This is a genomic window from Sphingobacterium deserti (genome assembly GCF_000757725.1).
GTDB lineage: Bacteria > Bacteroidota > Bacteroidia > Sphingobacteriales > Sphingobacteriaceae > Sphingobacterium > Sphingobacterium deserti.
The window spans coordinates 17,241-31,963 of record NZ_JJMU01000020.1; the positions used below are offsets into that span (position 1 = coordinate 17,241).

Genomic DNA, 14,723 nt, shown 5'->3' on the forward strand with positions numbered 1-14,723 from the left:
TTTAATTCTTGAATATTGGCCCTGTTCTTTCTTCCGTACTCGGTACGCCATCCTTTATTTTTGGCCAACCGCTTTCCCAAACAATATTATCTAACATCAAGGCGCGCCGCGTTGCCCCGGTACGCACTTTAGGGTTATCTTTTCGTATACCGTGATAGAGCAACCAATCGGTGCCTTCATCGTCGGTTATTATTTTGGCGTGGTGTCCCGGTCCTGCAAAACTGTTGCTCCCTTTTAGCAATAGTGTTCCATTGCCCCGCTCCGTGATGGCTTTGCCAGCCTGATCGAGGTAAGGTCCAAGTGGTTTTTTTGAGCGCGCGACGAGAACCCGGTATTGACTATTTGCTCCTTCGCAACAGCTGCCTTTGGAACCGAAGAAATAATAATATCCGTTACGTTTATGCAGCATCGCCGCTTCCCAATCACCTGCAGCAAGCTTTACTTTCTTTGCTTTATTGGCTAGGCGCTTCCCCTCCTTATCTAGCGGTATTACATGGATGCCCTGATTTGGACCATTCCCAAAACTCCCCCAGATGAGATAATTCGTATCATCTTCTTGATAAAGGGAAGGATCGATAGAATTGGGGACATTTATATCTTCCGAGCTGAATAGCTTTCCCTGATCGATAAATGGCCCTTCCGGTTTTGCAGCTATCGCTAAGCCTATCCCGGGATTTGGGTCTCCCCACAAAGAAAATGAGTAGTAAAGATAGTATTGGCCGTCTACGAAATTAATATCAGGTGCCCACAGCCCCCCACCCTTCTTCCAGTCTGGCTTTTTGTTAAAGACATTGCCCACATATTCCCAATGTATCAAATCTGCTGATTGCAAGATAGGCATCAAGCGACTGCCATGTCCATCTCCCCAATCATCTTGCGTGCCATACGCATAAAAGAGACCTGTTCTTGCATCGCGGACAACGGTTGGGTCTGCCAAAATAGGTTCAAACACTGGATTTTGATACTGGCGTACAGTGTCGCCCCCAAATAGCAAGACCGAGCTTCCCATTGCCAAACATATAGACTGTGCTGAAGTAAAAAAAAGCGTCAGCCAAAGGCAGTACAGGCAGTGCAGTTTCCTTAGATTTATGTTAGCAGCGAAAGATAGGATTCTTTTCATCTCTCAAATTTGTAAAATGATTTTGGGAATGAATTGCTTATTTATTTCAATTAATCACTAATTTGTCTCAAAATAACGCTTAACCTTGATGCCTAAAGCACTCTTCCTATCCATTTGTCTTTTACTCACCATATCTGTCGGATTGCCGCAGAGCTACTACTTTAACCACTTAGGCGTTGATGAAGGGATTTCGAACAATGCTATTTTATGCAGCGTACAAGATAAGAACGGCTTCCTTTGGTTTGGCACCAAAGATGGACTGAATCGTTTTGACGGCTATACGTTTAAACAGTTTTACAGTGATACGGATAGTAATAACGGCCTCGGCAGTAATTTTATACACAGCCTTTTGGTGGATAAAAGCAATAACATTTGGGTTGGCACCGATCAGGGAATTTTCATCTATAACCCTTACTTGGAAACTTTTTCGGTTTTTACCGCTGAAAGTAATGGTGAAATTTTACAACTGGAAGAAGATGCAATTGGCCATATCTGGTTTATCTCTAATAACCAACTATTTTCCTTTAACCCTATCAATGGGCAATTAAAGCAGCATACGTATATCCGCGAGGAGGTTGTATCTGCCTTTGCTATAGATGGACACGGTGAGGTATGGATTGGCAGTAGCCAATCGATCAGGAATTTAAAGACCAACAACGTGTTTGAATTACCAAAAACACCTGATGCAGCACAATGGATACAAAAAATTTACTTCGATGATCAGCAGCAATGCTGGATTGCCACCTCCAAGCAGGGCATGTATAGATTTAATCCGCTACAGGGGAAAATCTATCACGAGGTACCTCCATTGGATGGAGCGCCGCTATTTGTTCGGGACATACAGCAAACAGACCGAGCCTCATTTTGGATTGCTACGGAAAGCGGCGTTATTGTTTACAATAAACACACAAAAAAGCGGACGCTACTGAAGCATCAGAGCGACAACCCTTGGAGTTTGTCCGATAATGCCGTATACAGCATATGTAAAGATCAGCAAAATGGACTTTGGATCGGCACTTTTTTTGGTGGCCTAAATTATCATCACTCGGCACATAATAGCTTTCAGAAAATCTTCCCACGGCTTTCTTCCAGCTCTATACAAGGACACGCTGTGCGCGAGATCACACAGGATCGGATGGGAAAAATATGGATCGGAACAGAAGACAATGGGCTTTATTCTTGGGATCAGCAAAAGAGTGTGTTCCGCAGTTTTACGCCCAAGAATGGCCTTTCGCACAGCAATGTACACGGGTTAGCGCTTGCAGGGGATAGCTTACTTGTGGGAACATTTGATAGCGGGTTAGACGTCATTGATGTGCGTACCGGGAAATTGCTTAAACACTTCAACACGCGGAATAGTCCAGGCTTGAGCAACAACTTTATTTATCAGATCTACCGGACCAAAAAAGGGCGCATACTGCTCGCCACTGCACGCGGCCTTTGCGAATTTTTGCCTGGTAATGATCAATTTATTGCGGTGAAAGAGGCCCCAAGCCATATTTTCTATACGTCGATCTTTGAAGATAACGCTGAAAATATATGGCTAGCCACCTGGAGGGATGGGCTGTACCACATTGACTACAAGAACGGGCGCACAAAAGTTTTTCTTCATAACAAAGACGATGCTACAAGTTTAAACAGTAATCGGGTGAATCGTATATTTCAAGATAGCTTCAACCAGATCTGGATCGCCACGGAAAATGGTCTTGCCCTGTGGACGAAAGATGGACGCTTTTTAAGAAGATTTACGACAGCTGATGGTTTGCCAAGCAATCTTATACTCGCTTTGCAAGAAGATCAACAGCATAATCTGTGGATATCTACGACACGTGGGCTGGTCCGTATGCATCTGCCCGACTTTCGGCTCCATATCTACGATAAAGAGTCTGGGTTGTTAGATCTGCAATTCAACTACAACTCGACGTTCAAAGACCGGGTAGGCGCGCTTTATTTTGGATCTTCATCGGGTCTTATCCAATTTCATCCAGACTCCATCCATCATGGCAATGTTGCTGAAAAATACAGTCCGTTATTTATCACCCGGATCCAGTCGTTGCAACAGGAAATCGGCGTCGGCAATTCGCGCCCGCGTGTGGACAGATCTGTAAGTTATCTTCAACATCTTGATCTGGATCACGATGAATCCACAATCAGCATTGACTTTGCCGCTTTCAATTTTGTTTCAGCGCATTCTATATCGTATGTATATATGCTGGAAGGTTTTGATCGCGCGTGGACCTTGCTTCGTAACACACGCACCGCACATTTTACGAAAATCCCTCCGGGTGACTATGTTTTCAAAGTAAAAGCTGTCGACGCAAACGGACAGCAAGTTTCTGTCCTCAAAAGTCTTTCCATACATATTTCGCCTCCCATCTGGGCAAGTACATTTGCCTTGCTGCTCTATGCAATACTCGCTGCAGGCATCATATACCTTATCGTTCGGTCCTACGACACGAAAATAAAGGAGAAAAATCGACGTCGGCTGGAAATTATTAAATCGCATCGGGAACGTGCCCTTTTCAAAACGAAGATGGATTTCTTTGCACGGATAGCGCATGAGGTAAAGACGCCCCTTACACTCATCAAGGCTCCATTAGAAAGAATTATGCTAAATGAAGGCCTAGACACCAAAACGACTAAGTTGCTCCATACGATGCAACAGAATACAGAAAAACTGGTCAATTTGACCAACCAACTTTTGGATTTTCGAAAGATTGAGAGCAGCGCACATAACCTGCAGCTTGAACGGCACAGTATAAACCAACTAATCAGCGAACGATTGCAAGAATTTCAGCCGGTATTCACACAGCACAGCCTAGTTTTGACCTATCGCTGTGAGGTCAATATAGAGGCGCTGGTCGATATTGAAATTATGGTGAAAATTATGGATAATTTATTGACAAATGCAGTGAAGTATGCGGATGAGCGTGTGATCGCGGAGCTGACGATTACTGAAGAGGGAAAGCATTTTTATTTTACCGTAAAAAATGATGGAAGGCTGTTATCCACCGCCGAAATAGAAACCATTTTTAAACCATTTCATCGATCTACAGAACACTATCAAATCGAAGGGTCAGGACTCGGCCTAGCACTGGCATACTCATTTGCAGAGCTGCATGGAGGCAAACTTTTTTATTTAGAGAACTCGGAAAATTTAAATATATTCGTATTGAAAATACCAATAAAAGGAACCTATGATTAATGCGAATGTACTCAAGCCCACTATCTTGATAGCAGATGATCATCAAGAAATACTTGACTTTATTGCTGATGATTTAAGTGACCACTACCATGTGCTAAAGGCGAAGGATGGCGAGCAGGCATTAAGCTGTATAGACCTGCATGCGGTGGATCTGATCGTGAGCGACATCATGATGCCGAAGGTAAACGGTTACGAGTTTTGTACGCGCTTGAAAGAAAATATTCACTTCAGTCATATTCCTTTTATCATGCTTACGGCCAAGAACAGCTTGCAATCGAAAATTGAAGGTTTAGAGTATGGAGCGGATGCTTACATCGAAAAGCCCTTCTCGCCTACTTTTCTTCAAGCACAGATCGCCAGTTTGCTACGCAACAGGCAAAATGTTCGTGCGCACTATAACCATTCGCCGAGCAGCCCAATGCAGAGCAACGCACTCAATAAATCTGATCGTATTTTTCTGGAAAAACTGAACGTCTTGATATTGGACAATATGGCCGAACAAACCCTCTGTGTAGACCTGCTTGCTGATAAGATGAACATGAGCCGCCCGACACTTTACCGAAAAATTAAAGCGCTTTCCGATCTATCACCTAATGAGCTCATCAATGTCACTCGGCTGCGGAAAGCTGCCGAATTTTTGAATGACGGCAATTATAAAGTGTATGAAATCTCCAGCATGGTGGGTTTTAGTTCGTCATCTCACTTTATTCGAAACTTCCAGAAGCAGTTTGGCATTAGCCCCAAAGAGTGGAGCGAGCAACACAAACACCACGCTTAACTCTTTTAAACTTTACGTCCACAACTTTATACATTAAAAGGTGTTACGAAAACGTTGAAAAAGGGAGATGATGTCCCCGAACTTATTACTTTTGTGCTATTATATTGATCAAATCTTTTATGGACGTAATCATAGCGTACTTTTCACAAATAAATCCGGTTTTAGCCGCACTATATGCATCTATTTTTACATGGTTAGTTACCGCTTTGGGTGCTTCTTTTGTGTTTTTCTTCAAAACCATGAACCGCAACTTCCTGGATGCCATGTTGGGGTTTACGGGAGGCGTTATGGTAGCTGCCAGTATCTGGAGTTTACTGATACCTGCCATTGATATGAGTGATGGCGAAGGCTTCGCTCAAGTTTTGCCGAGCATTTTGGGGTTCCTGATGGGGGCCGGTTTTCTATTTGCTTTAGATAAGCTCTTGCCGCATTTCCACGTTAACTTTAAGCAGGTGGAAGGTGTGAAATCTCCCTGGCAAAAAACCACCTTATTAGTTTTAGCGATTACCCTACACAATATTCCCGAAGGGCTTGCCGTGGGTGTGCTATTTGGCGCCGTGGCAGCCGGTATTCCAGATGCTAGTATTGGCGGAGCGGTTGCGTTAGCTTTGGGTATAGGTCTACAAAACTTTCCAGAGGGGATCGCTGTTTCGATGCCATTACGCGGCATGGGTATGTCGCGCCGTAAAAGCTTCTATTATGGTCAGCTTTCTGCAGTAGTGGAGCCCATGGCAGCGGTTTTAGGGGCTTTGGCGGTCGGATTTTTCACTCCTATCTTACCTTACGCATTAGCTTTTGCAGCTGGTGCCATGATATTTGTGGTAGTGGAAGAAGTGATTCCAGAAGCGCAACAAAACAAAGATTCAGATTTAGCAACTATCGGCTTTATCGGCGGATTCATCGTTATGATGACTTTAGATGTAGTTTTGGGCTAGCTTTAAATCAAAAGGAAAGATCGGCAACGGGAATAGACCGCAGTTCAACGTCTCTACTAGTGCAGCTTTGGCCGGGATTGAAAAACGATTATAACACTATACATGCAAAAACGACTGTTGCACTTATGGTGCAAAAATGTAGTTATTGCACCATAAGTGCAACACTTTCTTTAACTGTTTATTACGAAGATTCCCAACAATAACATGTTAAAAGCATCCCACACTACATGCTTTCCCGGGTACAGCTTTTAATGGATAGCAGGATCCCCGGAAACACTAGTATAAAAAAATCCTGAAGCTGGGAACTTCAGGATTTTTTTTACTAACCAATTACTAACTAACCTAATTTATGAAAAAAATTACTCTATTGTTATCTTAAGAACGCAGCTCCATTCCGATTAGTGTTTTACGAACGTGCTTTTAACACCTTTTAACGAAAAGCGTATGTAATACAGTTTTTAAAGGCATTTAGCTGCTTAGCCATTTAGATAGTAATTCACGAGTCTGAGCAAACAAATACCAGGATGTATGATTAGCAACAGTGCTCCATATTATTATGTATTATATCAAATGGTACAACTGAACAAAAACGACAAACAAAAGCGCTAGTACTAACCAAAATAGTTTAAGCGTAACGGGAACTGTATAAATGGATCTAAATACCTTGTATAACATAATGCAAAATTTGAAGGCGATTTTTATTTCACAGCCGTTGCTCGTTCCCTAAATGACTCCCGCCTGCTTCCCCTACTCAGGTGTAGCGATTGGGCAGTTAATAATTATCTACACACCGTGAATAAATCTTTGCAAAGATACATTTAATTTTAGAATTTTTCACCAATTTTTGAAAAATAAGATTAAGGTGTTACCCTGTTGCGGCTTATTAATAAATAGCTTTGAGTGAGGCTAAATAACAATCTGCTGAGCCGCCGCAAACTGTTGTGCGTACTGCATATTGACAACTTCGCCGATGACGATAATTGCAGGATGTGATACATTTTGCACTTCACATATCTTCGCCAAATCTTTAACAACGCCCCGCACCATTTTTTGCTGCGGAAGCGATGCATGCTGAATCACAGCGACAGGCATATCTCCTTTATTATATAAAACGTAAGTACGCGCAATCTCATGCAGTTTTTGCATACCCATATAGATGACAACGGTTGATTTGCTTCGAACAGCTAAAGCAAGATCCGTAGCAAAGCTCCCATCACGCTTCATTCCGGTCATCGCCCAAACACCCTCACTCACATCGCGATGCGTCAAGGGGATGGCGTTCATGCCGGCTCCCTGCATACTGCTTATTCCCGGAATATATTCGACTTCAATGCCGTGTGCGCGTGCGGTCAACCACTCTTCAAAGCCTCGACCAAAGATATACGGATCGCCACCTTTCAAACGTATAACGCGTTGGAATTTGTTACAAAATGAAACAATCAGCTCATTAATATTCTTTTGAGGAACGTATTTTCCATAAGGTTTCTTACCAACATAGCATTTTACACAGTTTTTCGGCGCCAAATCGAGTAAATCTACGTTCACTAAGTTATCGAACAAGATAACTTGGGCATTTTTTATCGCCTTAAAGGCTTTAATTGTTAGCAATTCCGGATCACCAGGACCAGATCCGACGATATAAAGCTTATTTACCATGCCATTCATATTAAAGTTTCAATTTAACCATTTAACACATTCAAATTTATCAAAATATATTGCACATATCATACAAATACTCAACAAAATCATTTTTTTTATAAAAAAATATTATAAAAATCATGTTTTTATTGATTTTATAAATTTTTATTAGATAAATTAGCAGAAGAATATTTATAAAATGGATTTTAACCTCAAAATTCCTCAGCTATGAAAAGAAAGACAGTCATTATAATCGGAAACGGCATGGTCGGCAACAAGATTTGTGAAAAGATACGGTCAAAATCTGCAGATATTGAGATAATCGTATTTAGCGAGGAGCCTATCAGAGCTTATGACAGGGTTCATCTTACAGATTACTTCAAAACAACAAATCCGGAAGACCTTTTTTTGTCAAAAGACGAATGGTACGATGAAAATAACATCGAATTACACCTAAACGACCCCATTATCGATGTAAACACCAGCCTGAAAAAGGTATTTTCTCTACACGGCACTTGTCTTTCCTACGATTATCTAATTTTTGCGACCGGATCCGAAGCTTTTGTACCGCCTATTCCTGGCGTCAATAAAGAAGGGGTTTTTCTATATCGGACCATAGAAGACTTGGACCTTATTAAAGCTTATGCAACGACAGCTAGCAAAGGGAGCGTTATAGGTGGTGGACTACTAGGGCTAGAGGCCGCAAAGGCATTGGTGGATCTTGGAATGACAGACACTTCTGTCATTGAATTTGCGGCAGGCTTGATGCCTCGACAAATTGATAACGCAGCTAGTAGTGTTTTGGAAGCCAAACTGTTGACTTTAGGGTTAAAATGTCTCCTTCAAAAAACTACGGTGGAGATCCGCGGTGCGGAAAAAATTGAGGAAATCGCATTTTCAGACGGCAGCATCTTGGAAACAGACATGTTGATTATCTCTGCTGGCATACGCCCGCGAGATGAGCTTGCCAAAAAGATTGGTTTACCGGTAGGCACGCGAGGAGGGATTATGGTAAACGCGCAAATGCAAACCTCAATCCCCGACATTTATGCCGTAGGTGAATGTGCACTCGTACACGATATGATCTATGGACTTGTCGCACCTGGATATGAGATGGCGGAAGTAGCCGCTGCACATATATTGGGAATCGAAAAATCGTTTTCCGGATTTGACATGAGCACCAAACTAAAATTGATGGGTGTAGATGTGGCAAGCTTTGGTGATCCCTTTATCGATGAGCCCTATGCCTTGCCTATTGTTTTTGAAGACAGTCATAAAGGCATATATAAAAGACTCAACATCAGCCCGGACGGACAGCGTTTACTTGGCGGCATTCTTGTCGGCGAGGCGGCAGCGTACAATATACTCCTGCAAACCGTCAATAACAATCTGCCGTTACCGGAAAACCCTGCCGAGCTACTTTTTGAGGAAAAGAAAAGCAGTGGAAAGCCAACATCAAACGGCATATCGGCACTACCGGATAGTGCATTGATATGCAGTTGTGAAGGAATTACCAAAGCGCAAATATGTGATGCGGTAAGGCATCAGAATTGCGAAAATGCCGACGCCGTAAAAAAGTGCACCAAAGCAGGATCGGGCTGTGGCGGCTGTGTACCGATGATCAAGGACTTGGTAAGTTTCAGCATGAAAGAGCAGGGCAAATATGTGCGCAATACGGTTTGCGAGCATTTTGACCTCAGCAGGCAAGAGCTCTATGACTTGATTAAGATACATGAGCTTAAAAGTTACGATGAGGTTATCGATACACTTGGAAGGGGCCACGGATGTGAGACCTGTAAACCTTTAGTATCCTCACTTTTGGCCAGCTTATGGAATGAGATGATTTTACGCAAAGGTAATGATGTCGCTCAAGATAGCAACGACCGCTACCTCGCGAACATCCAAAAAGGCGGCACTTACTCCGTCGTACCGCGGATTCCGGGCGGCGAGATTTTACCTGAAAAGCTGATCGTCATCGGACAGGTAGCAAAGAAATATGGGCTATACACAAAGATCACCGGTGGGCAGCGTATTGACATGTTTGGCGCCCACATCAACGATCTACCGAACATTTGGGAAGAGCTCATTGCGGCCGGCTTTGAAAGCGGACATGCTTATGGAAAAGCATTGCGCACGGTCAAAAGTTGCGTAGGCAGCACTTGGTGCCGTTTTGGGCTACACGACAGCGTCTCGTTTGCTATACAAATTGAGGAACGCTACCGGGGCATTCGCGCGCCACACAAATTTAAATCGGCCGTGAGTGGCTGCATTCGGGAGTGCGCGGAAGCTCAAAGCAAAGATTTCGGGATTATCGCGACCGAAAAGGGCTGGAACCTTTATGTCTGTGGCAATGGCGGCAGCAAACCTCAACACGCCCTTTTGCTTGCCAGCGACATTGATAGTGAGACCTGCATTCGCTACATCGATCGCTTCCTCATGTTCTACATCCGTACTGCAGATCCGTTAACGCGTACAGCTACATGGTTAAACAAAATGGACGGCGGCATCGACTATCTAAGGAATGTTGTGGTAAATGACAGCTTAGCGATGGCCGCCACCTGGGAGCAGGATATGCAGCAGCTTGTTAATGCTTACCAATGTGAATGGAAAGTAGCCGTGGAAGATCCAAATATCCGTAAACGATTTGTACACTTTGTCAATGCGCCGGATGAAAAAGATAGCAACGTGCGATTTGATGACTTCCGTGGGCAGAAAAAGGCTGCCGACTGGAACGCTCCTGTACTTTAAACAAAACCTCAAAACACGAAGGATATATGGAAACACTAGTTAATACAAGCTGGCTTGAAGCCTGCCGCACCGAAGATGCTATTGAGAACGGAGGTGTTTGCCTCAAATTGAGAGACAAGCAAATCGCACTGTTCTATTTCACTAGGCGTAATGAGTGGTATGCTACTCAAAATGAATGCCCACACAAAAGGCAAATGATTTTAAGTCGTGGTATGCTTGGTTCACTTGGCGACACGCCAAAAGTGGCTTGTCCATTTCACAAAAAAACATTTGCCCTAGATACCGGGGAATGCCTTTCAGGCGATGAATGCGCTATCGAAACATACCCGGTTAAGGTTGAAAATGGGCGCGTTTACATCGCTTTGACAACGGAAGTAACAACACATTCACCAATACCAGCAATGCAATAAACACCTTAACACTCTATAATTTTCCACACTATGGATTACATCAGCCCAAAAGAAGTCGCCGGCGCCATGATGAGCACCGCAGTTCACAAATCTACATTGCAGATCAAAGATCTGCTTATCCGGGGTGCGCTATCCGGCGCTCTACTGGCTATATCGGTTACCCTCGCCCTTATGGCAACCACACAGACAGGACTCAGCCTGGTCGGAGCCTTCGTTTTTCCAGTTGGTTTCGTCATCATTGTGATCTTAGGACTGGAACTTGTTACGGGCAGCTTCTCCTTAGTTCCTCTTGCCTGGATGGAAGGGAAGATTAGCTTGCGTGTGATGCTAAACAACCTCTTCTGGGCATTTACTGGAAACCTGATCGGGAGCGTGCTCTTTGCCACACTTTTTTGGGCAGCAAGTACGGAAACCGGACAAATCACGCAACTGGGAGCGATTGAGGAAGCGTTAGTTTCGATCAGCGAGAAAAAAACGCTTGGCTATGGCCAACACGGTCCTTCCGGCCTATTCGCCGCTTTTGTCAAAGCAATCTTGTGCAACTGGATGGTATGCATGGGTGTCGTAATGTCCATGACATCAAAGTCCACATTAGGCAAAATTTTGGCGGCCGGAATTCCGATTTTTATATTTTTCGCATTGGGTTATGAGCATGCTGTGGTCAATATGTTTGTTATACCTGCCGGGATGATGTTTGGCGCTAAAGTAAGTTTTTCAGACTGGTGGCTCTATAACCAACTTATCGTTACGGCGGGCAATGTTGTCGGTGGGCTACTGTTCACTGGCATGGCCATATACTATACGCACCACAGCAAAGAAACGAATACCGCTGTATAACCAAAAAACTTTCACATAGACTAACCTCATGAATAAATTAACCAAAGCCGTAACACTTATATTGTTCTTCAGCGTGAACAGCACCCTCCTTCTTGCCCAAAATGCAACCATTAAAGGTAGCCTGTTTGATGGTACCGTGGTAGCCGGCTATGTTGACAAGGGCGCATACATCAACTGCACCGGTCCTGCAGTAAAGTACAGCCGATCGGGCGCTAGCATATTATTGGGGTTATTACCCTCCTTAAAAATCAAAGAAGACAACGTGGCTGAAGGAAGCCCCAGAAACGCATTAATCACACCTACACTTGGATTTGGTATTACGGCTTGCATCGGCCATTTTGCCCTTCAATTGCCCGCCTTTTATGCGGCAAAGACAGCGACAACAAATGGCAAATGGAATCTGGGCGTAGGAATAGGCTATAAATTTTAACGCATTAACGTAGGGAAGCACGAGGCTAGAGGATGAAGTTACGGGCAAACTTTATCCTCCTCGTTTTCTTATTCTTTCTCCAGAGCCAAGATTCGTAGAGCAGCGAGATCCTTCAGAAAAATCTTTTTGCCTTCTAGTTGTAATAAACGGGCGTCCACAAAGTCAGCAAGTACCCGATATACCGTTTCATAAGTAGTCCCTACGTAGGCCGCGAGATCGGTTTTACTGAGCGTCAAACCTAAATAGCCGTCTTCTCCATCTATACCAAATATCTTATGCAGCAGCACAAGACTCCAAGCTAACCGATTTTTAACGGGCAGCTGCAGCATATTACCCATCTTTTGCTCTGAGACCTGTAGCTCATCGGCAAAAAAAAGCATCAGTTGGTAGGTCAAATTGGGATTGAACCGTAGCGTAGACATAAAAAAAGTAATATCAACAAAGCATAGCAACGTTGGCTCTAGCGCTGTTGCAGATATGGGATACCCATCTTGCGCAGTGCCGACACCGCGATGCCCAACGATATCGCCTTTTTTAGCAAAGCGCACAATCATCTCCTTATCTGCCCACCGTCTATGCACTTTTACAAGGCCAGATTGCACGAAATAGACACCGCGCACCGCGCTGCCTTCTTCAATAAAGCGTTCACCACGCTTCAGCTTTATCAGCTGTTTATTGTCATTGATATGGCTTCGCCACTCCTGCACCACGTGCTGACACATAAAACAAGAATGATCGCAAGTACTTGGTTTTGTTAACTTCATGAAATTCTTATGTTTCGCTCGGAAACTAACAGCAAAGGTAAGACTATTCATACTAATTTTTGCGGTGTATAGCAAAAAGTAGGAATCGACATTCAACAAGAGTGCGTAAAAAAAATGCCCGCTAGTTCCCCGACGAGCGTCAGAGAACCTTGGGCATTCATTTTTGATAACTAAACAACATATATGAAAACCAGACTGACTAACACAGCCTGTACTTTCTCAAATTAAAAAATTTTGCGTGCAAAGGTTTAGGGTCAAATTTTGGGATATATTCGCAAACTTCACGACGCTGTTTGGGCACTTTATCGCCCAAATTTGCCAACTGCACAACTATAAAACAGCTAACTGCGACAAACTCTATAAAGATAGTATTTATTATTGAAAAAGCAAATACAAGTGCATCATTTATAGATTATTCGAACTGTTCGTAATATTCGTTTTTACCTGTTTGAACACATAATTTTTGGTCACTATCGTCCGCGTTCTTTCCTTTGTTTAGTTTTGCACACTTCTGCTACAGCAAGTTAGTAAATCAAAGCATGATGAAAAAATATGGCACTATGAATGCGATGTGTATTATAAGACAAACTAAACGCGACAAGCTGGTCAAGATATGTATATTTGGATTGACAAACATTGCCAAAGCTTGCGGTTAGCAGACCCTATAGGTCAATGTGATCAGTACGAGCGTTACAAGCATGAACAAAACATTTATATCAGATGTTTATGATTGCGTGCAAAATCATGTATGAAAAGAATCTGAACATTCTATATTACCTTTAATGCATTTAGCATCTACATATGAAACTTATAATTTTTGATTTAGACGGAACCTTGGTCGACACGCTGCAAGATTTGGCAGACAGTTGCAACCATGTTTTGCGGGAAAATGGCTTTCCGGAACACGCTGAGGTTGCCTATAAATATTTCGTCGGGAATGGCGTTCGAACATTGGTAGAGCGAGCACTTCCCCAGCAAGCGCGTAATGCGGAAACGATTGAAAAGGTGAAGCAAGACTTTATTGCTTATTACAGCATCCATGCACAAGATCACACCAAGCCCTATACAGGAATCACACAGCTGTTGAAGTTATTGAAAGAAAAAGGCTATTTAATCAGTGTTGCTTCAAACAAATATCACGAGGCTACTGTTGCTTTGGTAGACTTCTATTTCCCAGATATCAAGTTCGACTTAGTTCTAGGACACCGGGCCGATCGACCTGCAAAACCAGATCCGGATATCGTTTTTGACACATTAAAAACATTGAACATTGCGAAGGAGGATTGCTACTACGTGGGAGATTCCTCGGTAGACATGATCACAGCCAGCAAAGCAGGTGTTACCGCTGTTGGTGTTACTTGGGGCTTCAGGACGGAGGAAGAATTGCGGGAGCATGGTGCGACATACATTGTTCACAATGCGGCAGACGTACTAAATGTTATTTAATTCAGACATTAATTTAATCTTAAACGACAGGATTGAAAGTTTAGTCAAATTCTCGTCAATTAAGTACTACAAATTTCAAGTATCATTTTGTCGAACACAGAAAAAGTCTTATATTTGTACTATCATAATTTAGGTTTATAATTGGTTAGCTAAAGGTTTTCATTCTCCCCGTTTGAAAACCTTTTATTTTTTTTATAGCTCTCACGCAGAAGCCGAACTAATTCATTATAAATTGGAACTGTTACCCAATACCCAATGCTAATTTTTCGCCCCACCGCCTCTCTTCCTTAGCAAGGATAGAGCGTTCCTTTTGGAGGAGGATGTCTTTGCTTTTCAAACGGATTGCCCTTCGCTCAACCCCTTCCGCCGCATGCCGCGGCAGGGCAAATACTTTTGAAGGGCAAAAGTATTC

Annotated in this window: 11 protein-coding genes; 8 read left to right on the forward strand and 3 right to left on the reverse strand. The window is 43.1% G+C overall.

The window, feature by feature from the left end; genetic code table 11:
• Window position 1: 1 nt before the first annotated feature.
• Window positions 2-1,120 carry a family 43 glycosylhydrolase gene (locus DI53_RS05640; RefSeq protein ID WP_206538003.1) on the reverse strand — a complete coding sequence of 373 codons (1,119 nt, stop codon included), beginning with the start codon at window positions 1,118-1,120 and terminating at the stop codon, window positions 2-4.
• An 88-nt stretch (window positions 1,121-1,208) separates the two neighbouring features.
• On the opposite strand from DI53_RS05640, the gene DI53_RS05645 reads away from it, so the two are divergent.
• The 3 genes from DI53_RS05645 to DI53_RS05655 all read left to right on the forward strand — a co-directional run bounded on the left by DI53_RS05645 (window position 1,209) and on the right by DI53_RS05655 (window position 6,038).
• Window positions 1,209-4,325 carry a ligand-binding sensor domain-containing protein gene (locus DI53_RS05645; RefSeq protein ID WP_037496483.1) on the forward strand — a complete coding sequence of 1,039 codons (3,117 nt, stop codon included), beginning with the start codon at window positions 1,209-1,211 and terminating at the stop codon, window positions 4,323-4,325.
• Window positions 4,318-5,103 carry a response regulator transcription factor gene (locus tag DI53_RS05650; RefSeq protein ID WP_037496486.1) on the forward strand — a complete coding sequence of 262 codons (786 nt, stop codon included), beginning with the start codon at window positions 4,318-4,320 and terminating at the stop codon, window positions 5,101-5,103. Before DI53_RS05645 ends, DI53_RS05650 begins: the two co-directional genes overlap by 8 nt.
• Before the next feature lie 119 nt (window positions 5,104-5,222).
• Window positions 5,223-6,038 carry a ZIP family metal transporter gene (locus DI53_RS05655; protein WP_037496489.1) on the forward strand — a complete coding sequence of 272 codons (816 nt, stop codon included), beginning with the start codon at window positions 5,223-5,225 and terminating at the stop codon, window positions 6,036-6,038.
• 906 nt (window positions 6,039-6,944) lie between these two features.
• Here the strand turns inward: DI53_RS05655 and cobA are convergent.
• Window positions 6,945-7,694 (reverse strand): uroporphyrinogen-III C-methyltransferase, encoded by a 750-nt coding sequence (gene cobA / locus DI53_RS05660; RefSeq protein WP_052072100.1) that lies wholly within the window; start codon window positions 7,692-7,694, stop codon window positions 6,945-6,947.
• Window positions 7,695-7,904: 210 nt separating this feature from the next.
• On the opposite strand from cobA, the gene nirB reads away from it, so the two are divergent.
• Genes nirB through DI53_RS05680 form a run of 4 tightly spaced genes read left to right on the forward strand, consistent with a single transcriptional unit; the run spans window position 7,905 to window position 12,101 of the window.
• A complete protein-coding gene (gene nirB / locus DI53_RS05665; RefSeq protein WP_037496492.1) occupies window positions 7,905-10,424 on the forward strand; it encodes a nitrite reductase large subunit NirB in 2,520 nt (839 codons plus the stop codon).
• Window positions 10,425-10,450: 26 nt separating this feature from the next.
• Entirely contained in the window at window positions 10,451-10,834 is a 384-nt protein-coding gene (gene nirD / locus DI53_RS05670) for a nitrite reductase small subunit NirD (RefSeq protein WP_037496495.1), read from the forward strand.
• 30 nt (window positions 10,835-10,864) lie between these two features.
• Complete coding sequence (locus DI53_RS05675) at window positions 10,865-11,671, forward strand: formate/nitrite transporter family protein (RefSeq protein WP_037496498.1); 807 nt, start codon at window positions 10,865-10,867, stop codon at window positions 11,669-11,671.
• A 28-nt stretch (window positions 11,672-11,699) separates the two neighbouring features.
• Window positions 11,700-12,101: a hypothetical protein gene (locus tag DI53_RS05680; RefSeq protein ID WP_037496501.1), complete on the forward strand. Its 402-nt coding sequence runs from the start codon at window positions 11,700-11,702 to the stop codon at window positions 12,099-12,101.
• A gap of 68 nt (window positions 12,102-12,169) precedes the next feature.
• On the opposite strand, the gene DI53_RS05685 is transcribed toward DI53_RS05680, so the two are convergent.
• The gene (locus DI53_RS05685) at window positions 12,170-12,865 is read right to left on the reverse strand and encodes a Crp/Fnr family transcriptional regulator (RefSeq protein WP_037496528.1); all 696 of its coding nucleotides are present in this window, start codon (window positions 12,863-12,865) and stop codon (window positions 12,170-12,172) included.
• A gap of 801 nt (window positions 12,866-13,666) precedes the next feature.
• Here DI53_RS05685 and DI53_RS05690 point away from each other — a divergent pair.
• Complete coding sequence (locus DI53_RS05690) at window positions 13,667-14,311, forward strand: HAD family hydrolase (RefSeq protein WP_037496504.1); 645 nt, start codon at window positions 13,667-13,669, stop codon at window positions 14,309-14,311.
• Window positions 14,312-14,723 lie beyond the last annotated feature (412 nt).